At 43.7% G+C, this 24,430-nt stretch carries 24 protein-coding genes and 3 pseudogenes; 16 read left to right on the forward strand and 11 right to left on the reverse strand.

The window, feature by feature from the left end:
* Positions 1-33 precede the first annotated feature (33 nt).
* The 4 genes from H525_RS0110185 to H525_RS0110200 all read left to right on the forward strand — a co-directional run bounded on the left by H525_RS0110185 (position 34) and on the right by H525_RS0110200 (position 2,737).
* A complete protein-coding gene (locus H525_RS0110185) occupies positions 34-642 on the forward strand; it encodes a TerD family protein (RefSeq protein ID WP_027416122.1) in 609 nt (202 codons plus the stop codon).
* A gap of 47 nt (positions 643-689) precedes the next feature.
* Positions 690-1,271 (forward strand): TerD family protein, encoded by a 582-nt coding sequence (locus H525_RS0110190; RefSeq protein ID WP_027416123.1) that lies wholly within the window; start codon positions 690-692, stop codon positions 1,269-1,271.
* Between the two features lie 41 nt (positions 1,272-1,312).
* Positions 1,313-1,894, forward strand: coding sequence for a TerD family protein (locus tag H525_RS0110195; protein WP_027416124.1), 582 nt, complete (start codon positions 1,313-1,315; stop codon positions 1,892-1,894).
* Between the two features lie 93 nt (positions 1,895-1,987).
* A complete protein-coding gene (locus H525_RS0110200) occupies positions 1,988-2,737 on the forward strand; it encodes a TerC family protein (protein ID WP_027416125.1) in 750 nt (249 codons plus the stop codon).
* Between the two features lie 122 nt (positions 2,738-2,859).
* Here H525_RS0110200 and H525_RS0110205 read toward each other — a convergent pair whose 3' ends face one another.
* From H525_RS0110205 to H525_RS0110220, 4 genes are all read right to left on the reverse strand, one after another.
* Positions 2,860-3,618 carry a 2-phosphosulfolactate phosphatase gene (locus H525_RS0110205; protein WP_027416126.1) on the reverse strand — a complete coding sequence of 253 codons (759 nt, stop codon included), beginning with the start codon at positions 3,616-3,618 and terminating at the stop codon, positions 2,860-2,862.
* A gap of 25 nt (positions 3,619-3,643) precedes the next feature.
* A complete protein-coding gene (locus H525_RS0110210) occupies positions 3,644-4,798 on the reverse strand; it encodes an acyl-CoA dehydrogenase family protein (protein WP_027416127.1) in 1,155 nt (384 codons plus the stop codon).
* An 84-nt stretch (positions 4,799-4,882) separates the two neighbouring features.
* Positions 4,883-5,938, reverse strand: a complete 1,056-nt coding sequence (locus H525_RS0110215; RefSeq protein ID WP_027416128.1) for a phosphotransferase family protein — start codon at positions 5,936-5,938, stop codon at positions 4,883-4,885.
* A gap of 5 nt (positions 5,939-5,943) precedes the next feature.
* Positions 5,944-7,128, reverse strand: a complete 1,185-nt coding sequence (locus H525_RS0110220; RefSeq protein ID WP_027416129.1) for an acyl-CoA dehydrogenase family protein — start codon at positions 7,126-7,128, stop codon at positions 5,944-5,946.
* Positions 7,129-7,299: 171 nt separating this feature from the next.
* Here H525_RS0110220 and H525_RS0110225 point away from each other — a divergent pair, with 171 nt between their 5' ends.
* From H525_RS0110225 to H525_RS0110265, 10 genes and pseudogenes are all read left to right on the forward strand, one after another.
* Complete coding sequence (locus H525_RS0110225; protein ID WP_027416130.1) at positions 7,300-8,664, forward strand: sigma-54 interaction domain-containing protein; 1,365 nt, start codon at positions 7,300-7,302, stop codon at positions 8,662-8,664.
* Positions 8,665-8,868: 204 nt separating this feature from the next.
* On the forward strand, positions 8,869-10,482 hold the full coding sequence (locus tag H525_RS0110230; protein ID WP_051330952.1) for a class I adenylate-forming enzyme family protein: 1,614 nt from the start codon (positions 8,869-8,871) through the stop codon (positions 10,480-10,482).
* A 41-nt stretch (positions 10,483-10,523) separates the two neighbouring features.
* Positions 10,524-11,486: a cyclase family protein gene (locus H525_RS0110235; protein WP_027416132.1), complete on the forward strand. Its 963-nt coding sequence runs from the start codon at positions 10,524-10,526 to the stop codon at positions 11,484-11,486.
* Between the two features lie 26 nt (positions 11,487-11,512).
* Positions 11,513-12,427 carry a 3-hydroxyacyl-CoA dehydrogenase family protein gene (locus H525_RS23600; protein ID WP_245590452.1) on the forward strand — a complete coding sequence of 305 codons (915 nt, stop codon included), beginning with the start codon at positions 11,513-11,515 and terminating at the stop codon, positions 12,425-12,427.
* A 35-nt stretch (positions 12,428-12,462) separates the two neighbouring features.
* Positions 12,463-13,242, forward strand: coding sequence for an enoyl-CoA hydratase/isomerase family protein (locus H525_RS0110245; protein ID WP_027416133.1), 780 nt, complete (start codon positions 12,463-12,465; stop codon positions 13,240-13,242).
* An 11-nt stretch (positions 13,243-13,253) separates the two neighbouring features.
* Positions 13,254-14,015, forward strand: coding sequence for an SDR family NAD(P)-dependent oxidoreductase (locus H525_RS0110250; protein WP_027416134.1), 762 nt, complete (start codon positions 13,254-13,256; stop codon positions 14,013-14,015).
* A 39-nt stretch (positions 14,016-14,054) separates the two neighbouring features.
* The gene (locus H525_RS0110255; protein WP_027416135.1) at positions 14,055-15,239 is read left to right on the forward strand and encodes an acetyl-CoA C-acetyltransferase; all 1,185 of its coding nucleotides are present in this window, start codon (positions 14,055-14,057) and stop codon (positions 15,237-15,239) included.
* Positions 15,240-15,259: 20 nt separating this feature from the next.
* On the forward strand, positions 15,260-16,111 hold the full coding sequence (locus tag H525_RS0110260) for a 3-hydroxyacyl-CoA dehydrogenase family protein (RefSeq protein WP_027416136.1): 852 nt from the start codon (positions 15,260-15,262) through the stop codon (positions 16,109-16,111).
* Positions 16,112-16,217: 106 nt separating this feature from the next.
* A pseudogene (locus tag H525_RS29470) lies at positions 16,218-16,322 on the forward strand (AMP-binding protein); the annotation flags it as partial.
* A 69-nt stretch (positions 16,323-16,391) separates the two neighbouring features.
* Positions 16,392-17,366 (forward strand): NAD(P)H-dependent flavin oxidoreductase, encoded by a 975-nt coding sequence (locus H525_RS0110265; protein ID WP_027416137.1) that lies wholly within the window; start codon positions 16,392-16,394, stop codon positions 17,364-17,366.
* A 2-nt stretch (positions 17,367-17,368) separates the two neighbouring features.
* Here the strand turns inward: H525_RS0110265 and H525_RS29475 are convergent, their stop codons facing one another.
* From H525_RS29475 to H525_RS0110280, 3 genes are all read right to left on the reverse strand, one after another.
* Positions 17,369-17,641, reverse strand: a complete 273-nt coding sequence (locus H525_RS29475; RefSeq protein WP_027416138.1) for a zinc-binding dehydrogenase — start codon at positions 17,639-17,641, stop codon at positions 17,369-17,371.
* A gap of 4 nt (positions 17,642-17,645) precedes the next feature.
* Complete coding sequence (locus H525_RS0110275) at positions 17,646-18,434, reverse strand: putative hydro-lyase (RefSeq protein ID WP_027416139.1); 789 nt, start codon at positions 18,432-18,434, stop codon at positions 17,646-17,648.
* 64 nt (positions 18,435-18,498) lie between these two features.
* Positions 18,499-19,782, reverse strand: coding sequence for an MFS transporter (locus H525_RS0110280; RefSeq protein ID WP_027416140.1), 1,284 nt, complete (start codon positions 19,780-19,782; stop codon positions 18,499-18,501).
* Positions 19,783-19,991: 209 nt separating this feature from the next.
* Here H525_RS0110280 and H525_RS23605 point away from each other — a divergent pair.
* Positions 19,992-20,294 (forward strand): annotated as a pseudogene (locus tag H525_RS23605) (Rrf2 family transcriptional regulator); the annotation flags it as partial.
* Between the two features lie 141 nt (positions 20,295-20,435).
* On the opposite strand, the pseudogene H525_RS28535 reads toward H525_RS23605, so the two are convergent.
* The 4 genes and pseudogenes from H525_RS28535 to H525_RS0110300 all read right to left on the reverse strand — a co-directional run.
* A pseudogene (locus H525_RS28535) lies at positions 20,436-20,785 on the reverse strand (IS5/IS1182 family transposase); the annotation flags it as partial.
* 156 nt (positions 20,786-20,941) lie between these two features.
* A complete protein-coding gene (locus tag H525_RS0110290) occupies positions 20,942-21,451 on the reverse strand; it encodes a CarD family transcriptional regulator (RefSeq protein WP_027416141.1) in 510 nt (169 codons plus the stop codon).
* A gap of 509 nt (positions 21,452-21,960) precedes the next feature.
* Entirely contained in the window at positions 21,961-23,091 is a 1,131-nt protein-coding gene (locus tag H525_RS0110295) for an NADH-dependent flavin oxidoreductase (RefSeq protein WP_027416142.1), read from the reverse strand.
* 111 nt (positions 23,092-23,202) lie between these two features.
* Positions 23,203-23,721: a DJ-1/PfpI family protein gene (locus tag H525_RS0110300; RefSeq protein ID WP_027416143.1), complete on the reverse strand. Its 519-nt coding sequence runs from the start codon at positions 23,719-23,721 to the stop codon at positions 23,203-23,205.
* Positions 23,722-23,882: 161 nt separating this feature from the next.
* Here H525_RS0110300 and H525_RS0110305 point away from each other — a divergent pair, with 161 nt between their 5' ends.
* Positions 23,883-24,248: a winged helix-turn-helix transcriptional regulator gene (locus H525_RS0110305; RefSeq protein WP_027416144.1), complete on the forward strand. Its 366-nt coding sequence runs from the start codon at positions 23,883-23,885 to the stop codon at positions 24,246-24,248.
* The last annotated feature ends 182 nt before the right edge of the window (positions 24,249-24,430 follow it).

Below are 24,430 nucleotides of genomic sequence, written 5' to 3' on the forward strand. Positions count from 1 at the left end.
GATATAGTAGGAAGCCAGAGGAGGAAGATGTAGATGTCTATTTCTCTACAAAAAGGGCAAAAAATTGATTTAACAAAAGGGAACGCCGGCCTTTCCCGAATTGTAGTCGGACTGGGATGGGACCCGGTAAAGAAAAGCGGCGGCGGTCTGCTCGGCTCTTTGTTCGGCGGCGGTGGCGGACCCCAGATTGACTGCGACGCATCTGTTCTTATGCTCAACGAACAGAACAGGCTGGAAAGCAAGCAGGACATCATCTACTTTGGAAATTTACAGAGCCATTGTGGCAGTGTCCGGCATACCGGGGATAACTTAACCGGTGACGGAGACGGAGATGACGAGCAAATCATCGTGGATTTAAGCCGGGTACCTGCCCGTATTCACAAGCTTGTTTTCGTGGTAAACATTTACGATTGCCGCAACCGCAAACAGGATTTCGGCATGATTCAGAATGCATTCATTCGGATTGTGGACATGACGAAAAACAGCGAAATTTCACGATTCAATCTGACTGAGAATTATGCGGGCCGCACCACACTTATCGTCGGCGAGATTTATCGCTATAACGGGGAGTGGAAATTCGGTGCCATTGGCGAAGGGACAATGGAAGGTTCCCTCGGAGAAATCGCTCAGCGTTATCAATAAGATGCATGTAGTACATAAAAAATAAAAGAAAGTGGGGCTGTATTGTTATGGCAATTAGCTTATCCAAAGGACAAAAGGTTGATTTAACGAAAACGAATCCGGGTCTTTCCAAAGTTATTGTCGGATTGGGCTGGGATACGAACAAGTATGATGGCGGCTTTGATTTTGATCTGGACGCTTCCGTGTTTCTTTTAAACGCTTCCGGAAAAGTCGGTTCTGAAAAGGATTTTATATTTTACAACAACACCCAGGGAGCGAACGGCGCCGTCGTGCATACGGGGGATAACCGGACAGGAGAAGGAGACGGAGACGATGAACAGATTTCTATTAATTTAAAGGCTGTCCCGGCGAGCTATGAAAAAATCGCGTTTACGATTACCATCCATGACGCGGAAGCCCGCAAGCAGAACTTTGGACAGGTCTCCAATGCCTATGTGCGCCTTGTCAATGAGGAAACAGGCCAGGAATTGATTCGCTATGACTTAGGAGAAGATTTTTCTGTTGAGACGGCTGTTGTGGTAGGGGAACTGTACCGCCACAGCGGAGAATGGAAGTTTAGTGCCATCGGCAGCGGATATCAGGGCGGGTTGGCCGCGCTGTGCCGTGACTATGGGTTGCAGGTTGGCTAATTTTTTCGGTTCTTGACCTATTTAATACGGGAGGGAAAACCATGTCGATCAGTTTAAGCAAAGGCCAGCGCATTGATTTAACAAAAACAAATCCCGGTTTGAAAAAAGTAATTGTCGGCCTTGGCTGGGATATTAAACATTATGACGGCGGCTATGATTTTGACCTGGACGCTTCAGCGTTTCTCCTGGATGAGAACGGAAAGGCCCACAGTGAACAGGATTTTATTTTTTACAATAATCTCCAGGGTGGTGGCGGTTCGGTGGTTCACACCGGTGATAACCGGACGGGTGAAGGCGAAGGGGACGATGAACAGATTATCATTGATTTCTCAAAGGTTCCGGACTATGTCCAGAAGGTTGCCATTACCGTGACCATTCACGATGCAATCGCGCGTGGGCAGAACTTCGGCCAAGTTGTCAACGCATTTGTCCGGGTGGTGAATGAAGAATCGAACCAGGAAATTATGCGCTATGACCTGGGGGAGGACTTCTCCATTGAAACAGCGGTCGTGGTGTGTGAATTGTACCGTCATAACGGGGAATGGAAATTTAACGCAGTCGGCAGCGGGTTCAAAGGCGGATTAGCGGCTTTGTGCGCCAATTATGGATTGCAGGCCGGGTAGATATAAATGAAGACCGGAAGGAGAATGCTGGTTGATTTGCGATAGCCAGCATCCTCCCGTACTTTTAAATATATGGAGGTTGTACTTTATAATATGAGCAGTTTTTTTTCCGGGCTGGTTCAAGCCTATGGCCCGTTCTTTTCTTTGCAATCCTTATCAAACGTTTTATCTGACCCTGTAAGCTGGGGCGTCATCGGCTCCCTCATGATCCTGGAGGGGCTTTTGTCGGCGGATAATGCTCTCGTGCTGGCGGTGATGGTAAGACATTTACCAAAAAAACAGCAGCGAAAAGCGCTTTTTTATGGAATTCTTGGCGCATACCTCTTTCGCTTTGTTGCGATCGGGATCGGGGTTTACCTTGTGCAGATTATGTGGGTGAAGGTACTCGGCGGAGCTTATCTTCTTTGGATGTCGCTTAAACATTTCCTCGGCAAAGACGGGGACGGCGATGAAGAAGTGAAAGCAAAACCTAAATCGTTCTGGAGAACCGTCCTGACGGTTGAATTAATGGATATTGCTTTTAGTATTGACAGTGTGCTGGCCGCATTCGGTGTCAGCAATAAAGTATGGGTGCTGTTCATCGGGGGGGTTCTCGGCGTTCTCATGATGCGCGGCGTTGCCCAAGTCTTTTTGAAGCTGATTGAAAGGGTGCCTGAGCTTGAAACGACTGCGTTTGTCTTGATTGCGCTCATCGGGGTCAGAATGATCGCCGGTGCATTTGGTTTCGAAGTTCCGGACCTCGTGTTCTTCAGCATTCTTATCGCCGTATTTCTTGGTACCTTTGTTATCCATATGGTCAATAAAAAATCCTCGGATAACGGGGAGAAGAATACGATCAAATAAGAGAACAGTCTCACACATATCTCTACACATAAACAGTTCTACGCCCTTTCTGAATACAAAAAGCTTGCTGTCACAAAAGACGGCAAGCTTTATCAGAAATAAATCATTGAAGTAAAACCATTTTATTTTTTTACATTGACTTCGTTTATTATATCTTTCATTACTAAGTTATTTTCTACCAGGCACGGAACTACAGGCAATAATCCTGATTGAGCTACATAAGGAATTGCCTCTTTATAGCCAAGTTTGGTAAGAAGAATCCCCGTTGAAGATTTCTGTAAGTCTTGTTGGAGATAGGGAACGCGATATTTATACAATTGGTAGGCGGCTTCTGCAGAGTCAGATAAAGCCCAGGTTTGTTCGTTTTCTTTTAAGAGTTCGGAAATGAGGTAGCCGGCGCCAAGAAAATCTTCCATGGAGAATCGATTGTCGGATCCGGCACAAACAATCAAAACCGAACTATCGTCTCTATTTTTTTGAATTTGTTTAGCCACTGTAGAACCATTCAAGAAAGAAGAGGAATAAACAGTCTTAGCCATCATAGACTTTCTTATTCCCACAGTTCCGTTGGTTGTGCACAAAATGAGTGTCTTATCCGTTAGATTTAATTCTAATAACGAAATGGGATCAGGGTTAAGAAAACCTTCTATTGTATGTCCCCCTTTTTCTCCGGCTAAAACATAAGAATCGCCTGGAAGGGAGCGCGCTACTTTGAAAGCCTCTTCCTCATCGAAGACTGGAATCACTTCTTTTGCACCGTGGTGCAAGCAAACGGCAATGGTGGAGGTAGCGAGTAAAACATCGATAATTACGACTGTGCAATGGGTTATTTTATTGGAATCAATTTCTTCTTTTTGTGTTAAGACATGGATTTTTTGCATAATTCCCCCTATTATTAATCATCTTTTACTTATTCTCCAAAAGAAAATCAGCGATGGTTTCGTGTAAGGTTTCCGTGCTTCTGAGATCAAGCCGGGAGATCCGTAACTCTTTATACCAACGTTCTAGAGGAAAATCTCTAGTAAACCCAGCTCCGCCGTGAATCTGAAACACTCGGTCAATAATTTTTGAGGCAGTTTCGGTAGCGATAAGTTTGGCGATTTGGACAGCCGGTTTACAGTCTTTTGCGTTTCTATCCAATTTGATAGCTGCGTTCCACACTGACAAACGGGCAGCTTGCAATTCAGCATAGGAGGCGGCTAACATTGTACGAATTGATGGGTATTCGGACAAGTGCTTTCCTCTTGTTATTCGTAGCGATGCGTAATTTATTCCAAATTGTAAAGCTTTTTTAGCAATTCCAATACAACGTGCTGCCAATAAGATCTGGGATTCTGTAAGCCATTCTTCTATCATCTGAACTCCTTCTCCCACATTTCCAATACGCCTTGTATCATCAATTTCAAAGTCATTAAATGTTAATTCATAACACGAATGAACATCCAGTAATAGTTTTTCATTTTTTTCTATGGCATCATCACGTTCCAGAAGGAACAAGGTTGGCTTAAAGTCTCCGCTTTCTGTCAAACACCGGACAAGAACAATGCCAAAATCTGCTCTTTCTACATTGGTAACATACGATTTTTTGCCCTGGATGACCCATGTGTCGCCCTTTTTTTGCGCATGGCATAGTAAGTTCTGTAATTCATCACTTTCATTAGGTTCCCACAGAGCCATATAGCAACCATTACCCGTTAAAATTGCCGGTTTCATAAATCTTTCATATTGTTCAGTTGTGCATTTGCTCAGAAAGCAGGGCAAATCCCTACCGAAAGCACCCGCTCCCGGATTATGAAAACCTAAACGGTGCTGAGTCGCTTCTTCCTCAAGAACTACCTGTTCAAAGCGGGTTAACCCCGGACCACCCCATTCTTTTTTGCTCCCTAATAACCAAAATCCGTTTTGTTTAGCCTTGGATTGCAGCTGAAGGACAACAGATAAAGGCAATCTTTCTATGGTACCGCCTGCTGATTTTTCTGCCGGAACTACGTGTTCTTTAATGAAAGACTTCATGGTTTTTCGTAGCATTTTTAATTCATCGGTAAGCAAAATTTCTTCCATTTTTCATTCCCCCGGTTATTTCTGAATTTTAACCTTTCGGTAGCTTGGAAACCGCCTCCCCCTAAGGCGATTCCAATTGCGTTGTTATAGCAATTCTTTTTGCAAGGCTCTGTAGGATTGTTGCATGAGATTGCAGACCCCTTCCCCTAATTTGCCAAATCTCTCATCACTGGCTTCACCCTGTTTCCAACGGTAATAAATTTGCTGGAGAATCACCCCGATTTTATAAAAGGCAAATGTCAGATAAAAATCAATATGGGTCAAATCACGACCACTTTTTTTGGCATAAAGATCGATAAATTCTCGACGTTTGATGAATCCGGGATTGTTTGTTACGGAGGTAAGCCCGGTGAAAGCCTCTCCTTCTTCTGTCCAATAGGCAAGTGATGAACCCAAGTCTGTAAGGGGATCTCCGATCGTGCACATTTCCCAATCAAAGACCGCTACCGCTTTTCCAGGATCATTCTTGGATAACATCATATTGTTTAGCTTGAAATCGTTATGGACAATTGTAGGGTATGGAGAAACGGGCATATTACGAACCAACCATTTTTCGATTTCTTCGACGACATGAATTTCATCCGTTTTGGAGTGATGATACCGTTTAATCCACCCGTGCACTTGTCTTTCTAAGTATCCCTCTGGATGGCCCAAATCGGATAAGCCTGCTGTTTTAATGTCGATTTCGTGCAGTTGCACCAACGTTTTAACGACAGTTTCAGATATCATTTTTGCTGTTTCTTCGGTATCTTCATATTCGGGGGGAAGTTGATCATCGATCACCGTCCCCTGCTTTCTCTCCATCACGTAAAAAGGCCTTTCCATAATCGAGAGATCATTACAAAAGAGATAGGGTTTAGGAGCTAAAGGAAACACCGGATTGATTTTCCACAAAATGCGATATTCCCGTTCCATATCATGGGCCTTTGGCGGGATGGGGCCGAAGGGCGGACGACGGAGAACGGCTACCCACTCTCCGATACGGATTAAAAATGTTAAATTGGAGTAACCGGCTGAAAACTGTTTCACCTCCATTGGTTCGCTCCCCAATTGTTCAATGTGGGAACGGAGAAAATGTTCAATTCTTTCCCAATTTATTTTTTGAATGGTATGAACAGCATTCACCTCGTTTTGCTCCATCCTGATTACCTCCCTGTCTGAAAGGCTTTGATCACTTGTTTCGCAACTACCATTCGATGGACTTCATCGGCTCCGTCATAGATTCGGGCGGATCGGGCTTCACGGTAAAATCCCTCCAGAGGCGTATCTCCCGTAATGCCCAATGCCCCGTGAACTTGAATAGCCCGGTCGATCACATCATGAAGAACTTTTGCCCCGAAAAACTTGATCATAGAAATCTCCTTGCGAGCCTGATCTCCTTGATCCATTTTCCATGCGGCAAGCAACGTTAACAGGCGAGAAGCCTCGATTTCGGTTGCTGAATCCGCAATAAAGTTTTGAATGGTTTGAAAATCAACTAATTTTTTTCCGCGTGTTTCTCTTCTTAAGGCGTAGTCGACCATTAATTCAAAACTTCGCTTGGCTACACCAATCCAGCGCATCGCATGGGTTATGCGCCCCGGTCCGAGGCGTAATTGAGCGAGCTTAAAGCCTTCCCCGCGTTTTCCCAGCATATTTTCGGCGGGTACACGGCAATTCGTATAACGGACCTCACAATGCCCTCCGGCAAAGTGATCCCCCATAACCGGCACTTCTCGCACAATGGAAAAACCTGGTTGGTTAGCATCGACGATAAACATACTGAAACGTTCATGAGGTGGGGCATCAGGATCAGTAGCAGCCATAACGATCGAGAAGGAGGCACCAAGAGCTCCGGTGGTAAACCATTTGTGAGCGTTAATGACCCATTCATCTCCATCCTTTTCAGCGCGAGCTTGAAGCATGGTTGGATCAGAACCTGATACTTCCGGCTCCGTCATGGCAAAACAGGAACGAACATCGCCATTCACTAATGGCTTAAGATATTTCTCTTTTTGTTCGGCGGTTGCGGCGTGCCAGAGAATTTCCGAGTTCCCCGCATCGGGGGCCATGGAACCGAAAATATAGGGAGCAATAGGGCTCCTTCCAATAATTTCAGAAAGTAAACCAAGGGATACAAACCCCATTCCCATTCCACCGGCTTCTTTTGGTAAATGACCAGCCCATAATCCCAATTCTTTCACTTTTTGTTGTAAAGGTTTTAGAATCTCATCCGGCAAACCGCGATGGGGAACCACGTATTTTTCATTGGGGTACACGTATTTTTCCATAAATGCTGTTGCTTTTTCTACCATTTCCTGTTGTTCCGGTGTAGGGCCAAAATCGTACATGTCACGATCACTCCTTGAAATGAAATTTGTTTATCCATCTATCTATGCACGAAGTATGCCAATTAATTGAATAGACAAAATTTTTTGAATGGATATGTGATGTTTGCTATAATTTGTTTCGAGAGGTTTTGTTTTATTTCTTCTGATGAAATAAGATGTGGAGGAAATAGTATGGAATTGGAAAATCATTTTTTGGATATTTTAGAATCCCTGCATGATGCCGTTCTTGTTATTTCCGTGGATAGTACCATTGAATTTGTGAATCAGGCTTATTCTCGCCATTTTGGAATCCAGGCACACAAAATTATTGGCAAAAAACTATCAGAAATTGAACCCAAAGCCCGAATCCTTGAAGTTATTCAAAACGGCAAGGAGCTTATTAATGATTACAGTTATGTTCACTCCTTAAAAAAGGACGTTTGTGCAAATATTACCCGTCTTACCGAAAAAGGAGTATTGATTGGTGCAGTGGCTATCATGAGGGACATTAGTGAAGTGATACATCTACAAGAAGAATTGAATCGTTATAAAAGATATTCCCACGAGCTGGAAAAGAGATTAGATCGCAAAAATTTTTCCCTTTTGGAGAGTCAAGCCTCAAGGATGAAAATTGCTGTCGATCTGGCCCGTAGAGTAGCGGGGACGGATGCTACGGTTCTTCTGCAAGGGGAAACAGGTGTTGGAAAAGAAGTATTTGCAAAAGCGATTCATCAGGCTAGTTTACGGGCGGATAAACCTTTTATCCCCATTAATATGTCTTCCATTCCCGAGTCTCTGTTTGAGAGTGAGCTGTTTGGGTATGAAGAGGGATCGTTTACTGGATCAAGAAAGGGCGGCAAAAAAGGATTATTTGAACTTGCCAATGGCGGCACTTTATTTTTAGATGAGATTGGTGAAATGCCAATGAACCTTCAAGTAAAAATCCTTCGCGTCATTCAGGAACGTGCCTTTCAAAAAGTAGGGGGAACACAGTGGCATCCGCTCGATGTGAGGATCATTTGTGCCACGCACCGGGACCTCCGTATGGAAATAAAGCAGGGAAATTTTCGGGAGGATCTCTATTACCGCCTAAACGTCGTGCCTATTCATATTCCGCCTCTAAGAGAGAGAGAGAGTGACATTGCCTTTTTAGTCAACAATATATTGACTGAACTTAGTTCCAGGTATCGGAAACATGTTTCTGTGACACAGGAAGTTTTGGATAGGTTTGTCCAGTATGATTGGCCTGGGAACGTCCGGGAATTGTTTAATGTTTTGGAACGGATGATCGCCGTATGTTGCAAAACGTATTTTACCCCTGAAGATATCCCGGATTATATACGACTTAAGAGGATGGAAAGAGAAGAAGAGGTATCGATACACCTTGGTAATTTTTCAGAAGGCAATGGTAACCTGAATGGTTTACTGGAAAAAATGGAGAGAGATATGATTATAGAGGTGCTCAGACATACCAAAAATCGTACAGAAGCCATTCTGAAACTGGGGATTAGCCGCAAAGCCTTTTATTCGAAGTTGCAAAAGTATGGGCTAATGTAAATGGAGAGTAAGTAAAGTGTTTCCAAAGTAAACATCTGTTACTAAAGGAAACACTTTTGTTTCTTATAGAAACAATTTTAATTTTTAACAAACAAAGAAATACAAAATAATGTTACAAATTCTTATTCTGAAAATTGGCACGATTGTTGCTTGTGGATAAAAGTGTACAAATGATTATAAAAATTTGCGGAGGTGAGCTGTATCTTGAAAGTCGTCTGGGATCAAGAGATTCAAAACTATGTTACGGAGGAAGTAATCAACGGAGTTAAACTGAAGGTTTATAAGGACAGGCCAAAAACGCTTATCGAAACCTTTGAGAACAGTGCGGCTCTATATCCGGACAAAGTTGCTCTCGTGCATGGAGATGACCGTTTAACTTATCGTGAATTGCGGGAACAAGTACACAACATGGCTTTTCAACTTCGAAATGGTTATGGCGTCCAAAAAGGCGACCGTGTCGCTTTGCTGCTGATGAATGGGGTTCCTTTTGTGGTGGGTGTATACGCTGCTCTGCAGATCGGGGCTATCGCGGTCCCTCTCAACACCAAGCTCAGGACACCGGAATTAGAATACATGCTGCAGAATTCCGGGGCTAAGATAGTAATCACCAATTTAGAATGGTGGCCCAATATTTCACCTATTATTGGAAATATTCCAGTTCAGCATATTTTTGTTACGAGTGAAATGGCTCCGGAAGGTACGCAACCTTATCGGTTGTTAGTACAGGAACCTGCGGCGGAATGGGTTCGAGAAGAGGTGAATGAACATGATGCAGCAATCATCATGTACACCTCGGGTACAACAGGACGTCCAAAAGGGGCGGTCAACACCCATTTTAATCTCATCCATTCAGCGATGAATTACGCACTCTGCTTCGACTTAACCACTGAAGATTCGACTCTCGTTGCCGTTCCTTTGTTCCACATTACCGGATTTGCTGCACAACTAGTTCCCTTTATCTATTTGGGAGGAAAAATCGTGCTCATGCCTATGTTTAAGGCGGATCAATTCTTAAAACTGATTCAAGAGGAAGCCATTACTCATGTGATTGCTTCACCAACTGTTTATGTAATGACCATGATGCGGCCCGATTACACCGAATATGATACGAAATCATTCCGTTGTGCTGCATTCGGTGGGGCACCTATGCCGGCGGAAACGGTAAAAAGATTGATGAAATGGATCCCAGGGTTGGAATTGCATAACGCCTACGGATTAACAGAAACCACTTCCCCGGTAACCCTTATGCCTCATCAACACCAGGTTCGCAAACTAAGTACGGTTGGCATTCCTGTTCCGGTTGGGGAAACGAAGGTGGTTGATCCGGGAACACGGGAAGAACTGCCTCCCGGACAAATTGGTGAGTTACTTGTCAAAGGTCCGATGGTTGTGCCTGAATATTGGCAAAATGAAGCAGCGACAAAACTAGCTATTGTGGACGGATGGTTTGCTACCGGAGACCTGGCCATGATTGATGAAGAAGGCTTTGTCACCATTATGGATCGAATCAAGGACATGATCAATCGCGGCGGGGAGAAAATCTATTCTGCAGAAGTCGAAGATGTTCTTTATTCTAATACAAAAATAATGGAAGCTGCCATTGTAGGTGTACCGGATAGTACATTTGGTGAAGTGGTCAAAGCTTATGTTGTTCCTCGCCCAGGGGAGACATTGTCGGAAGAAGAAGTTAAACAGTGGGTAGCCGAACGTATGGCCAAGTATAAAGTGCCTGCTTACGTAGAATTTTTGGAAGCGCTACCAAGAAATCCGAATGGAAAAATAATAAAGACGCAACTCCGTTATGTAACGAATCAGTAATGTATGATATAACCATTTATTTATGATAAGGAGATGATAGGATGTCTACACAAGTAAAATCAATTTCCGAAGTTTTAAAAGATGCCCCTAAAAATTGGGGTCGTTGGGGTGCGGAAGATGAGCTGGGTGCCGTAAACTTTTTGGATCAACTTCAAGTTTTGCGGGGGGTTGCTTCCGTCCAAAGCGGTAAGGTTTTTACCCTGGGGTGTCCGATCGCCCGGAAAGAAGGTGACCCGGTGTGGCCTGGTCGTTCCCAACCGGGCCACCACATGACTCAAGACCACGGGACCTACTGCTGCGGCAAGCTTCAGCCGCTTGGGGCAGGGCTGCAATATGCAGATGATGTCATTTATATGGCCGTTCAAGGAACAACCCAATTTGATGCTCTGGGACATGTCTGGTATGATGATGCCGTTTATAACGGTTTTTCAGCCAATACAACGATTGATGGGATGGAAAAATGTTCAATCATGCCCATTGCCGAGCATGGGGTAGTTGGGCGCGGCGTTCTTCTGGATGTAGCCCGTTACAAGGGGAAAAAGCATTTAGACAAAGGGGAACAAATTACGCTTGAGGATCTGCTTAATACAGCAAAGGCTCAAGGAGTTACAATTCAAAAGCGGGATATTATCTTGATCCGAACTGGGTGGATAAGCGTTTTCTATAATCAGGGGGCAACTATTTTTTATGAAGGCGATTTTAACGAGCCGGGCATAACTTATACGCCTGAACTCGTACAATGGTTCTATGATATGGAAATCCCGGCCTTTGGAACCGATACGATTGCTAACGAGCAAACGGTTTCCTCCGTAACTGGCACAGCCCTTCCTCTTCATGGTGCACTCCTTCGTAACCTAGGTGTTTCCTTTAATGAAATCGACTGGTTGGAGGATCTGGCTGATGATTGTGAAAAAGACGGACAATATACGTTCCTCTATGCTGCTGCACCGTTGAAAATTGTTCAGGGAACCGGTGCTCCTGTTAATCCTATTGTCATTAAATAAATTTTATCGCGGTACGAGGCGGCTTCATGCCGCCTTTTAAGCAAATCGAGGAGGAAGAAATGGAGAGAGTGGCGGTTATAGGAGCCGGAACGATGGGCACCGGTATAGCACAAACTTGTGCAGAATCCGGTTACGAAGTGTTACTATTCGATAGGAATCGAGAGTCCCTTGAGAAGGCATTATCAACCATCAAAACCTATCTTAACCGGTCGGTAACAAAAGAAAAAATGACTGCCAGGGATCGGGATGTCATTTTTAATCGAATTCGCATTTGTACCGATTGTAATGAGCTAAAGGAAGTAGACTACCTAACGGAAGCGGTAACGGAAAGGACTTCAATTAAACAGGAAGTTTTTAAAAAACTTGAATCGGTATGCCGGGAAGATGTCATTTTTGCAACCAATTCATCCGGTTTGAGTATCACCGAACTGGCCTCAGCTCTTAAATATCCTCACAGGATTATCGGAACCCATTATTTTTATCCCGTGCCTAAGATGAAATTGGTTGAAATTGTCCGTGGCGCACAAACAAGCGATGAGACTGCATCTACTGCATTGAGGTTTACGCAAAGCCTGGGGAAAAAAGCAATTGAGGTTAAGGAGTCCCCCTTATTTGTCTTTAATCGTATCCTCATTCCAATGATCAATGAGGCCATTTTCGTTTTGCAAGAGGGACTATGCCGTAAAGAGGAGATTGACGAGGCGATGACACTTGGTGCCAATCATCCGATCGGCCCACTCGCCCTGGCAGATGTTATCGGACTTGATACCTTGCTTTATGTTTCGGAAACACTCCATACAGAAACAGGTGACCCTAAATATCGCCCCCCTCTGCTTCTGCGGCAAATGGTTCGTGCCGGTCAATTAGGCAGAAAAACGAGCAAAGGATTTTATGAGTATATTTCTGATAACTGTCGAGAAAGGAAGGAAATCATTGGATAAACAATTCCTACAGAAGGATAAAACAGGGGGTGAGTATGTTGTCGAATCATATAAATATTTGCATCGAAAATCAAATGGGGCATATCACATTAAATCGACCGGAAAAGCTTAATTCTCTTTCGCTTGACCTTGTTGAATCGTTGATAGAATCATTGAAAAGGTTTGAGAGGGATCCAGAAGTTAAAGTCATCGTACTTTCCGGTGCAGGGAAGGCTTTTTGTGCCGGTGGGGATCTTGAGACCATGAGGTCCTTTTCCAGTGCTATTGATATGGCAAATTATATTCAAACGACTTCCAACCTTACGAAAACGATCATCGAACTTGACAAGTATGTAATTTCTGCGGTGCAAGGGTTTGCTGCCGGAGCCGGTTTTAGCATTGCGCTTGCCTCCGATTTTATTGTTGCAGATCGCGCAGCTAAATTTGCTTTAAGTTTTATGAATATCGGATTAATTCCGGATCTGGGGCTAATTAACCTTTTATCAGAACGTGTACCTCTGCCGGTAGCCAAGGAATGGATTACCTCAGGAAAAGTCATAGCCGCTGAGGAAGCGATGGCTAAAGGGATCATAAATAAAATTGCGGAGGGTGATTTGTTAGAAGAAACAATCGAGTTCTCAAAGTTTCTTTTAAAAGGTCCCCCGCTTAGTAATAAATTTGTCAAATACCTGTTGAATCATGCCAATCATTTGAGCTGGAAAACTTCTTTCATGCAGGAAAATATGATCCAAACGCTTCTACTCCAGACAGAAGATCATAAGGAAGGTCTGCAGGCATTCTTTGAGAAAAGAGTTCCGGAGTTTAAAGGTATGTAGGGAGCGATCACATGATGAATGTATTTGATTTAAGCAATAAGGTAGCCATTATAACCGGTGGGAATAGGGGGTTAGGCAGAGCCATGGCTTTAGCATTGGCGGAAGCCGGTGCGGATATCGCCATTATTGGGCGGAATGAAGATTTGAATCAGAAAGTTGTTCAAGAAATAGAAGATCTGGGCAGAAAAGCGATTCATTTCTCTACGGATTTGCGGAGTGTCCATGCTATTTATCAAATGGTAGAAGAGGTAGAAGAAAAGTTTAAAAAGATTGATATTCTTATCAATAATGCAGGGGTATCCCATACGGCATTTGCTTTTGAAGTAACCGAACAAGAGTGGGATGAAGTGATGGAACTTAATCTTAAGTCCTTGTTTTTTTGCTCGCAAGCCGTCGGAAGGAAAATGGCCGGTCAGGGTTACGGGAAAATTATCAACATCGCATCTGTGGCTGGAGCAGTAGGAGAAGTGGGAATCAGTGCGTATACGGCCAGTAAAGCGGCTGTCATCAATCTCACACGATCTCTTGCATTGGAGTGGGCGAGATATGGCGTTCAGGTAAATGCAATTGGACCGGCTTACATCAAAACGGATATGAATGCAGAACAGTTGGAAAATCCGAAGGTATTGGAGAAAATTGTGGGCAAAACCCCCATGAGAAGGTTGGGGCAACCTACTGAATTGTCCGGCGCGGCCATTCTCCTGGCATCGGATGCCAGCAGTTTTATCACCGGTCAAACCGTATTTGTGGATGGCGGTTGGTTGGCCCAATAAATTTGGGATTGTAAATTTCACTAGTAAGGAGAGATTCAGATGACAGGTGTGTACGTATTAGGTGGAGCAAGGACCCCTTTTGGAAGTTTCGGCGGATCTTTGAAGGATGTATCGGCTACAGAACTCGGCGTAATTGCAAGCAAGGGCGCGATAGAAAAAAGCAACATCCCTGCCGGACAGGTCGATCATGTCTATGCTGGCAGTGTCATTCATACATCCAAAAACGCCTCTTATATCGCCAGGCATATCGCTCTGAAGGCAGGAGTCCCTGTGGAAAGCCCCGCGTTAACCGTTAATCGTTTGTGCGGTTCGGGATTGCAAGCGGTGGTTTCCGCTAGCCAATCCATCTTATTAGGGGAATCAAATCTGGCATTAGCCGTTGGCACAGAGAATATGAGCCAGGCTCCGCATGTTTTAAGAAATGTGCGGTTTGGTACCGGCCTGAAATCGCCGGAAGTGGATGATATGCTCTGGGCGACATTGACGGACGAATACCTTGGGTGTGGGATGGGAATGACAGCTGAAAACCTATCGGAGAAATATGAAATTAGCCGTGAAGCGCAGGATCAATTTGCATTAGAATCCCAACAGAGGGCGTCAAAAGCGCAGTGTGAGGGCAGGTTTAAGCAAGAAATCAGTCCCGTCCACCTTGCGGATAAAAAAGGGCGGCAACTCTCGGTTTCCGAAGATGAATATATTCGGGCTGATGCCACGCTGAACGGACTGTCCAGTTTGAAGCCGGCATTTAAAAAAGACGGAACCGTCACAGCTGGAAATGCCAGCGGAATTAATGATGGGGCGGCCGCTGTGGTGATAGCCGGTGAATCCTACGTGAAACAAAATCAAGATGTCGTGCCGATTGCCCGCATTATATCATGGGGCATCGCAGGCGTTGAGCCTGGCATTATGGGAATAGGTCCCGTTCCGGCGAGCCGGCTGGCTTTAAAAAGGGCTGGTTTGACAATGGATGATATGGATTTGTTTGAAATTAATGAGGCCTTTGCGGCTCAATATCTTGCTGTTGAAAAAGAGTTGGGGCTGAAGCGGGAGAAAGTGAATGTGAACGGAGGAGCGATTGCATTGGGGCATCCTGTAGGGGCAAGTGGAGCCAGAATTTTATACTCATTGGCTCTTGAATTAAAAAATCAAGGAAAGAAGTATGGATTGGCATCCTTATGCATTGGCGGAGGCCAAGGGATTGCCATGATCATTGAATCGCTATAAAAGAAGAAGGGGGGATGAACATGGGAATTAGAAATGTGATGGTAGTAGGCAGCGGTTTAATGGGCTCCGGCATTTCCCAGGTGATTGCTTCAGCCGGATTTGAGGTAATCATGGTTGATCAGAAAATGGAATACGCCGAGAGAGGCCTGAGTAACATTTCCGTGAACTTGTCCAGGCGGGTATCCAAAGGGAGTTTACCCGAAAACGAAAAGGAACAGATTATTTCACGAATCACTACAGCAGATGATTTGCATGCGGGGAAACATGTTGACCTTGTCATAGAGGCAGTTCCGGAGCGACTGGAATTGAAGAAGAAAACGTTTGCCGAATTGGATCAAATGGTACAACGTGAGGCAATCCTTGCTACGAATACGTCTTCCCTGTCCATTGCTTCGATTGGCAGTTCCACGAAACGCCCGGAGAAGGTGATCGGCATGCATTTCTTCAGTCCAGTTCCGATCATGAAGCTGGTTGAAATTATTCCTTCTATTATAACAGACAGGGATACCATTCATGCGGTTGAGGAGTTTTCCAAACAAATAGGAAAAGAAACGATTTTCGCCAGCGATTATCCGGGATTTACGGTGAATCGCCTATTAGTCCCTTTTATGAATGAAGCGATTTATCTTGTGTTCGAAGGAAATAACCCCGAGGATATTGATCGTGGGATGAGATTAGGCGCTAACCATCCGATCGGTCCGCTGGAGTTGGCCGATCAAGTTGGTTTGGATGTTTTACTGGATGTACTGGAAAGTATGTATGAAGGATTCAATGATTCGAAATACAGACCATGCCCTTTGCTCAAGAGGATGGTCGAATCAGGTAAATTCGGAAAAAAGAGCGGGTCCGGCTTCTATACCTATAACCGTTAAATGCAGTTGAAACGGACTGTTCAATGGAGGTGAAAGTTCGTGTTGACGACATTTCATCCATGTCGATGGAGATAGCGATTCACGGGAATCGAGATCAGCGAGAAGGCGCTTAGCTAAATACAAAATGCCCTTCCAAGTAGAATTTGCGGATATGTTGCCCCGTAATGCGAGCGGTAAGGTACTGAAAACAATTTTACGAGGAGAAATTTAAACATGAATAAACCTTATGAGATTGTTTCCAATTAATTTACTATATCTCCTTTTTGAAAGGGTGGGAAAATTGTCTGGAAAGTTACCTCTACAGTTTGCGGATCAAGTCGTTTTACCTGTTATCGTCGCTCCCATGTTTCTTGTTTCTAGTCCGGAAATGGTTATCGAAAGTTGCAAAGCCGGGATTATTGGCTCGTTTCCGCTGCTCAATGCCCGTACCGTGGTCATTTTGGATGACTGGATGAAACGTATTACAGATGAACTTTCTCAGGTACGAACAAATGAGCCTAAGCGGCGTGTTGCTCCATGGGCAGTTAATCTTATCGTTCACCGGACAAATAAACGATATAAAGAAGATTTGGAGCTTATAAAGAAATACCAACCGCCCATTGTCATTACATCACTCGGTGATCCCAGTCCGGTTGTTGGCATTATCCATGAGTATGGAGGGCTTGTTTTTTCCGATGTCAGTAACCTTGATCATGCCAGAAAGGCTGCTAAGAGAGGGGTAGATGGATTAATTCTCGTTTGCAATGGGGCAGGTGGCCATGCTGGAACAATTAATCCACTTGCCTTTATAGGATCGGTTAAGAAATTCTGGGACGGAATCACGATTCTTGCCGGATGTATCTCCAATGGTCAGGATATTCTTGCCTCAGAGGTGCTTGGTGCTGATCTGGCCTACATGGGAACCCGCTTTATTGCTGCTTCCGAAAGTTTTGCCAGTAGAGAATATCAAAATATGCTGATTGAATCGACCCTTGAAGACCTTATTTATACGGATACGTTTAGTGGAGTGAATGCCAATTACCTTGCTCCCAGTATTCGGAAAGCAGGTCTTGATCCGGATCAGCTTCAGAAAAAGGAAGGCGTGGATTTCTCCCAACTGAATCAATCTGAGGCAAAGGCATGGAAAGACATCTGGTCTGCCGGGCAGGGCGTCGGCACGATTACGGGGGTTTTGCCCGTAGCTGAAGTTGTTAAGGAGCTTCAGCGGGAATATGATCAAGCTGTATCCTCTTTATTGGAGAAGCGTTCAAAATAAGTCTATAGGGGGCAATCAGGGACCAAACATATTTTCCTAAACTGCTTGCCTTCCTCCATCCTTTTAAAAGCTTGGATTGCCTCTGAAAGTGGAAACGTTTTGTCCATTACAGGTCTTATTTTATGATGTATGACAAAATCGAGCATTTGCTTAAATTCCTCAGTACTGCCCATGGATGTACCTAAAAAACTAAACTGCGGGAAAATGAATGGCCGTAACGGAATTTCAATTTGATCTCCCGAGGTTGTCACCCAAAAGATAAGGCTCTTCTTCATGAAATTACAAGACACCGAATTGCTCGTCCCTTATATCCGTAACAAACATATGGCCTGGAGCATGCGTAATCATCAAATCAGGTTTGACATGCATGGCAATTGCTTGCGGAGTAACCCCACAGGCCCAAAAAACCGGGACTTCCCCCTGCTGAATCGGAACGGAGTCCCCAAAATCAGGGTTAGCCAAATCTTCGATACCAATGAATTCAGGATGGCCGATATGGATAGGAGCACCATGTACGGCAGGAAATCGCGAGGTGACTTGAACTGCGCGAACGACATCCTTTTCAGGAATCGGGCGCATGCTGACAACCATCGGTCCTTCAAAGCGGCCTGCTTTTACACACGGAATGTTTGTTTTATACATAGGGACATTTCGGTTTAGCTCAATATGGCGAATTCCGATATGGTTATTCATCAAGGCGTGTTCAAAAGTGAAACTACATCCCAGGAGAAACGCGACCATGTCATTGTTCCAATAGTTCAAGATATCGCTTGTTTCCTCCACCAACTCTCCCTTCTGATAAATGCGATACTTTGGAATATCTGTTCGCAAATCAGCTTCCGGAGCAACAAGCCCGGGAGTAGGAGAGCCGGGCTCGGTCACATCCAAGACCGGACAAGGTTTAGGATTTCGTTGGCAGAACAAAAGGAACTCAAAGGCTAAATCTTTATGGAGAATGGCCAAATTCGCTTGTGTGAATCCGCTGGCCATCCCGGCAGTTGGACCTGTAATTTCTTTCTTTCGAATCATGTTGCGAACTTCTGCTGGGTGAAGGGTGGAAACATTCATTTTTTTAAAAACTCCTTTTAAAAGTTTTCTCCACTTAGGAGGAAGAACGATATCTGTCAAAGACTTAAACGGTTCCATCTAATTCCTCAATGGTTTTTCCTTTGGTTTCGTGTCCCAGCCACCAGAGGACAATGATTGCAGGGATAAAGAGAGCCCCCATGATCCCTATACCGACGCTAATTCCTACTTTATCGGCAAGGATGCCGATAGCAAACGGCCCCAACGTAGAGATAACCCGGGAAAAACCTGTATAGGTGATCCCCAGTCCGGTAGCCCGAATGTGGGTAGGGAAAAGCTCTGAACCATAGGCGGGGAATCCTGAGAAATAGCCCATGGAAAAGCCTAATAAAGCACCAATGAGCAAAAGGCTTCCCTCGTTGATGGTCGAAAACGCAAAGAGCGGAGCGGAAATCATCGCAATAAGATAAAAGATGGTAAAGGTCGGTCTGCGTCCAATTCTATCGGCAATCATTCCGAAAACATAATAGCCGATCGCCGAAGCCAGATTGATCACCATAAACCAGTTTGCCGTTTTAAATACCGTAAATCCTTTTGTTTTTTGTAAATATCCTGGAATCCAGGTCATGATGGTGTAATATCCTAATAATCCAATGCTTGCCGTAATAAATAAAAGGAAAAAAGATTTTCGGTATTGAGGAGACAATAACAATTTGAATTCACGAAGCTTGTCCTTTGCATTTCCTGTTTTGATTTTGGCCTTTTGAAAATGCTCCGTTTCTTTTAAAGATCTCCTTACAAAAAGAACCAATAAAGCCGGGATAATGCCAATTAAAAAAACAGATCTCCATCCAAAGTCAGGAGCAATGCTTTTATAGAGAACGCTTGCAATGATCGCGCCAATAGGCCAGCCAGCTTGCATTAAGGCAATCGCTCTTCCGCGTAAATGAGCCGGCCACGTTTCGGACATCATCGCCGCTCCGGCAGCCCATTCGCCCCCACTCGCAAAACCGGTTAGAAAACGGAAAAAGGATAAGGAAAGGAGACTCCAGGAAAGAGCAGTCAGTCCGGTAAAGACCGAATAAAGGCCAACGGTCCACATCAGAACCCATGTACGACCTTTTCGGTCCGTTAAAGGTCCCCAGAAAAATCCGCCAACAGCATAGCCTAACAGGGCAAGCGTCATGAGCAACCCGGCGGCGGAAAGAGATAAATGAAATTCTTTAGAAATGTCCACCATCGCGATAGAGTATAACATGATTTCCATAGAATCAAAGATGTAACCGGCCAACGACACCGCAAAAACTTTCCACATATAAGGGGTTATTTTTTCTTTTTGTCTTGACGTACCCAATGGAAGTTCGCTTTCTGCTAAATCGGTATTTGACATATTTTTTCTCCCTTCTAATTTAGAAAATTTTTCGAAACTTATGGGACTCATATCACCTTTGTTCCATAATTCGGAACTTATATTCCGAATTAATTCTTCTATTTTTTATTTTATAATTTGAATAATTAAATTACAAGAAAAAATAAATTTCCCCGAAACGACTTTATTTCGCATCGATTCCCGTTGCATAAGTTCATGAATTTCTGTAAAAACTAAAAAGAGCGGGATTAGTGAAAGTTCGTTCTGGAACAGGCGGAGCGTATCATATTAAAGAACTTGAAAAAATCAACTTACTAGATATCTATCGAGCGGTAAATGTGGTTGAAGGAGGTCAACTTTTTCATTTTCACGATTCGCCAAACCCGCAATGCCCTGTTGGAGCCAATATTGAATTCGTCCTAAATTTGATACTAAGACGAGCGCAAGGCGCAATGGAAAAAGTATTAGAGGATGTGACCTTAAAGGAATTGGTGACTGGACTTACACAACAGATTAATGCAACAGCGAACTAATTTTTTTAATCATGTTGTAAAAATGTAAGTTACAACATTACACCAAACAATTAAAAAAAGGAGCAATTCCTGTAATGAAGTAATTTGGGCTTGCTGAACGATTCGTTATCCAATAACAGTACCCAGTCTAAAGCTTGGGGAGTAGAATCTGAAAAACGTGAAAAAGATGCCTTCGTTGAAATTGTCCCATTGAGCTTTTCCATCAGGGCGTAGCCATTAAGCTAATGGCGACTTTGGCACCAAATTCGACGTTGGCTTTGACTTTACCGCGACAATCGGACGCACATGGGACTGTGAGATGCTGACGATCCGATCGTCAATGCGGTGGGAGCGGTTTGTGTACATCTCTCGTTGCTGCCGGTACAGTTCGTGGATAACCAAGAGCTGCTTGTGCTGCTGCTTGCTTAAGAGCGCCAGGTTGCTTTGTTCCTGAAGATTAGCCACCATTCCAAATCGCGCGCAACGAACCTCAGTTGTTGACCGATACCTTTAGTGTGTGGGGGGGTGTGAGGTCGCTGGTGCACAACGAGTCTCATCGGAAGAAGAACTTCCGCTTGCTGGATCGTCGTCGTCCAAATCGTCCTGTGATTCCCTGTTTAAAATGAGATCATACAAATGCGGGGATGAAAATCCAAAAAAAATATTGATTACAAATACATCTCTACGCTATTGACCTCTTTATTTAACACATCATTGGCCTGATTTTCAGTACACCCTTTGACTAACGCTAGCTCACTAATTAAAATTTGCCATGCATTGTGCAGCATTCTCGCTTCGCTTGTATTAAGCGTTTTTTCTTTTTTTCTGTGCAGCAAATCACGGATAACTTCAGCACCATCTTGTATATCGCCTGTTCTCATTTTATCCATGTTCATGCGATACCTTTGGTTCCACGAGAGTGAGGGGGCTGATTCGCTATCATGAAAAATAAGCAATGTGTTCTCCAATGTCGGCACATCGACAGCCAGGCGTATGCCTAGATTAGATATTTTCCCTACAGGAACCATTAGTTGCAGATCACCAATTTGCATTTTTATCAAAAAATATTGCTGTTTCTCCCCTAGGATTTCCTTTTCCTCTATGGTTTCAATCACACCTGCACCATACATTGGATAAACAATCTTATCTCCAATTTGAAACAAAAAGTCCACCTCCAATAAACTATCCTTTTCAAGGATAGCACAAAAATCGTTTTTTATCAAATAAAATATAATAACATGAATAAAAATATAAAGTCAATACTTTTATAAGAAAAATTTCCGCTTTTTTTGAAAGTAATCATATATGGCGTTACTGGAGTCAAAATCTGATAAAAGAATCCCAAACTTTTGATCGAAAAATGGATAAATTTCGTTGACAAACTGACAGTATGTGCCTTGCGATAAAAAAACAACCGACGGTAGGTATAAAAAGAGGCGAATGCATAAAAAAACTGGATAAAAAAAGAAAAGTTGTTCGGGAAGTGATTACAACCATACTTATTAATGCGTGTTTACCTTTATGGTGTATACACTATTAAAGCTATCCGCACTTTCGCATAAACGTCCAAATTACAAATAAGTAGCCCGTATCACCTTTATAGGAGTACGGGCTACTTATTTGAATGAATGATTCGATACTTATCTTTTTGGACAACCATTTTGCGGTTGATAACCGCTCGAATATTTTATGCGTTCTCAACAACAGGGAACCAGCCCGGGGTATTCATAATCGCTTGCCAGAGCGGGTCTGGAATGACTAAACGGGTTTGGTCATCCTTTGTTAACGTTGTTTCAATTTCTGTTTCCCGGCCTTGCTCCACTTTTTCTACCCAATCCGGATCCATGATGATTTCACGGCCAAGCGCAACAAGTGGAACGCCGGTTTGTAAAGCTTTAAGGGCGTCATCAGCTGTATGGATAGAACCGACACCCATGACCGGCACCCGATTGCCGACACGTTCCTGGATCAATTCTATGCGTGGACGTGTACTGTCAACCCCACGTTTTGGCTGAGACCAGAAATCCATAAGTGATACATGGATATAATCGAGTTCTTTATCTGCGAGCGCATTAACAAATACAAGCGTATCAGCCATCGTTATTCCAGGGGTTTCCGGCTCTTCCGGAGAGAAGCGGTAGCCAACAACAAACGGCCCCTTCGCATGCTCAGCAACAACCTTTTTAACTTCGTCCACGACTCTCAAAGGAAAGGTCATTCGTTTTTCCAGGCTTCCGCCCCAGCGGTCATCACGGCGATTTGAATGAGGGGAAAAGAATTGCTGCAGAAGATACCCGTTAGCACCGTGTATTTCTACCCCATCATACCCGGCTTCAATCGCTCGGCGTGTGGTCTCTCCAAAAGCGCGGATAATCTCTTCGATCTCTTGATCCGTCAGTGCCCGCGGCACGGCTGATCCCTCCTGTTCCGCAGCAACGGCGCTCGCACTTACTATTTCTCCTCCTGGAACCAGATCAGGCGGGCACATTCTTCCGCCGTGAAAAATTTGCAAAACGGCTTTAGCACCCTGATCTTTAATGGCAGTAGCTAAACGGCGTAAACTGGGAATCATCTCGTCACTATCTGCAGCGAATTCGCCGGAAAAGCCTTTCCCGTTTCGGGTTACATATGTACAGGCGGTGATCACCATGCTTACACCTTTTGATCTGCGAATGTAGTATTCTACTTCGGCATCTGAAACGGTGCCGTCCGGATTCGAGGAAAAGTTCGTCATCGGCGCCATAATGATTCGATTTTTTAGTTGAATGCCACTTCGTAAAGCAAACGACTCGAATAAAGCTTGATATTTTGAATTCATCCTATTTTCACTCCTGTTTTTTGTAATAAAGCCCTAAATGATAGTATTCAATATATACAGCTTCTACATACCCACTTTATCATAGAACAATCTTGGCTTGATTATTTCATCCTAGCTTAATCTTTTGACAAGAGCTTGACCAAATTCCCTGGCTCCGATTGGACCGTCACCTGTTATGATGTCATCGTAAGCCACAACATGCTGTTCTACATATTCAACATTATTGGCTTTTACTTCGTTAATCATCACATCGACAGGGAAGCAGGTACCTTTACGTCCAGAAAGGAGGCCGGTTTTTGCGACGACAACCGCCCCGGCACAAATGCCTGATACGAGAATATTTTTGTCATACGCATTTTTCAGATAAGCAATCACATCCTGGTTTCCCCATAAGTGATCGATAGTACCGCTTCCACCGATGACCGCTACCACATCATGCTCTTCTGCCTTTGTATCAGAGAAAATTACCTCAGCTTCAGCTTTTCCAGCATTATCGCCTGTAATTTCGCCAGTCTTTGTACTTGCAATGGTCACTTCAAATCCGGCATTTTCTAATTCCTCTTTTGGATGAAATAACTCATCCTCATTAAATCTATCCGGCGGGATAATTAGTAAGGCTTTTTTATTCATAAAAAATTCCTCCTTAATGATTAAGTGGTATTACAATCCTTATAGTATTTACTTCTACTTATATGGTTTATAATATATACTTGGTTTATAATGAACAAGTAGGCACTATTTTGTTACATAGTTACTAAAAATAAACCATTTGAAATAAACGGAGGTTAACCATGAAACCGTTTAAAGACCAGTACCAATGTTCAATTGAATTAACTATTGAATTAATCGGTGGAAAATGGAAAGTACTTATTCTCTGGAATCTAAATGAAGGAACAAAACGTTTTAGCGAGTTAAAACGATGCTTACCCGGAATTACACAAAAGATGTTAACGCAGCAGTTACGAGAGTTAGAGGAACATGGACTTATTAATCGAACCATTTACTCAGAAGTGCCTCCGAAAGTAGAATACGCGACAACAGAGGAAGGAAAAAAGCTGCAATCCACCTTATTCGAAATGTGTAAGTGGGGCGATATGTATGCGGAGAAACATGGGATAAAAATGAACCGTTGTTGGACGACTTATAATTTTGATTAATATGTTAAATGAATAATAGTTGGTTTAATAGATAGACTATATGAAAGATAGGCAGGCGAATGTTTTCATTCGAACTGCCCTTTTTGGTGCGCCCGGCATGGGCATTATCTATAGGGTTCAAGTCCCGAATGGTGAAGGCAGTAGTAACCATTAGCTTATGGCAAGGGTGTCGACCGTGAGGT

The organism is Aneurinibacillus terranovensis DSM 18919 (genome assembly GCF_000430625.1).
In the GTDB taxonomy this organism is placed as follows: domain Bacteria; phylum Bacillota; class Bacilli; order Aneurinibacillales; family Aneurinibacillaceae; genus Aneurinibacillus_B; species Aneurinibacillus_B terranovensis.

What these genes read in the sequence shown, in the direction of transcription:
- H525_RS0110245 (WP_027416133.1), top strand. Translation starts at nt 12,463, where the DNA reads ATGTTGTCGAATCATATAAATATTTGCATCGAAAATCAAATGGGGCAT.
- H525_RS0110275 (WP_027416139.1), bottom strand. Translation starts at nt 18,434, where the DNA reads ATGAATGTTTCCACCCTTCACCCAGCAGAAGTTCGCAACATGATTCGA.
- H525_RS0110185 (WP_027416122.1), top strand. Translation starts at nt 34, where the DNA reads ATGTCTATTTCTCTACAAAAAGGGCAAAAAATTGATTTAACAAAAGGG.
- H525_RS0110205 (WP_027416126.1), bottom strand. Translation starts at nt 3,618, where the DNA reads ATGCAAAAAATCCATGTCTTAACACAAAAAGAAGAAATTGATTCCAAT.
- H525_RS0110190 (WP_027416123.1), top strand. Translation starts at nt 690, where the DNA reads ATGGCAATTAGCTTATCCAAAGGACAAAAGGTTGATTTAACGAAAACG.
- H525_RS0110210 (WP_027416127.1), bottom strand. Translation starts at nt 4,798, where the DNA reads ATGGAAGAAATTTTGCTTACCGATGAATTAAAAATGCTACGAAAAACC.
- H525_RS0110280 (WP_027416140.1), bottom strand. Translation starts at nt 19,782, where the DNA reads ATGTCAAATACCGATTTAGCAGAAAGCGAACTTCCATTGGGTACGTCA.
- H525_RS0110250 (WP_027416134.1), top strand. Translation starts at nt 13,254, where the DNA reads ATGATGAATGTATTTGATTTAAGCAATAAGGTAGCCATTATAACCGGT.
- H525_RS0110300 (WP_027416143.1), bottom strand. Translation starts at nt 23,721, where the DNA reads ATGAATAAAAAAGCCTTACTAATTATCCCGCCGGATAGATTTAATGAG.
- H525_RS23600 (WP_245590452.1), top strand. Translation starts at nt 11,513, where the DNA reads ATGCCGCCTTTTAAGCAAATCGAGGAGGAAGAAATGGAGAGAGTGGCG.
- H525_RS0110255 (WP_027416135.1), top strand. Translation starts at nt 14,055, where the DNA reads ATGACAGGTGTGTACGTATTAGGTGGAGCAAGGACCCCTTTTGGAAGT.
- H525_RS0110225 (WP_027416130.1), top strand. Translation starts at nt 7,300, where the DNA reads ATGGAATTGGAAAATCATTTTTTGGATATTTTAGAATCCCTGCATGAT.
- H525_RS0110305 (WP_027416144.1), top strand. Translation starts at nt 23,883, where the DNA reads ATGAAACCGTTTAAAGACCAGTACCAATGTTCAATTGAATTAACTATT.
- H525_RS0110235 (WP_027416132.1), top strand. Translation starts at nt 10,524, where the DNA reads ATGTCTACACAAGTAAAATCAATTTCCGAAGTTTTAAAAGATGCCCCT.
- H525_RS0110215 (WP_027416128.1), bottom strand. Translation starts at nt 5,938, where the DNA reads ATGGAGCAAAACGAGGTGAATGCTGTTCATACCATTCAAAAAATAAAT.
- H525_RS0110220 (WP_027416129.1), bottom strand. Translation starts at nt 7,128, where the DNA reads ATGTACGATTTTGGCCCTACACCGGAACAACAGGAAATGGTAGAAAAA.
- H525_RS0110195 (WP_027416124.1), top strand. Translation starts at nt 1,313, where the DNA reads ATGTCGATCAGTTTAAGCAAAGGCCAGCGCATTGATTTAACAAAAACA.
- H525_RS0110200 (WP_027416125.1), top strand. Translation starts at nt 1,988, where the DNA reads ATGAGCAGTTTTTTTTCCGGGCTGGTTCAAGCCTATGGCCCGTTCTTT.
- H525_RS0110295 (WP_027416142.1), bottom strand. Translation starts at nt 23,091, where the DNA reads ATGAATTCAAAATATCAAGCTTTATTCGAGTCGTTTGCTTTACGAAGT.
- H525_RS0110260 (WP_027416136.1), top strand. Translation starts at nt 15,260, where the DNA reads ATGGGAATTAGAAATGTGATGGTAGTAGGCAGCGGTTTAATGGGCTCC.
- H525_RS29475 (WP_027416138.1), bottom strand. Translation starts at nt 17,641, where the DNA reads ATGAAGAAGAGCCTTATCTTTTGGGTGACAACCTCGGGAGATCAAATT.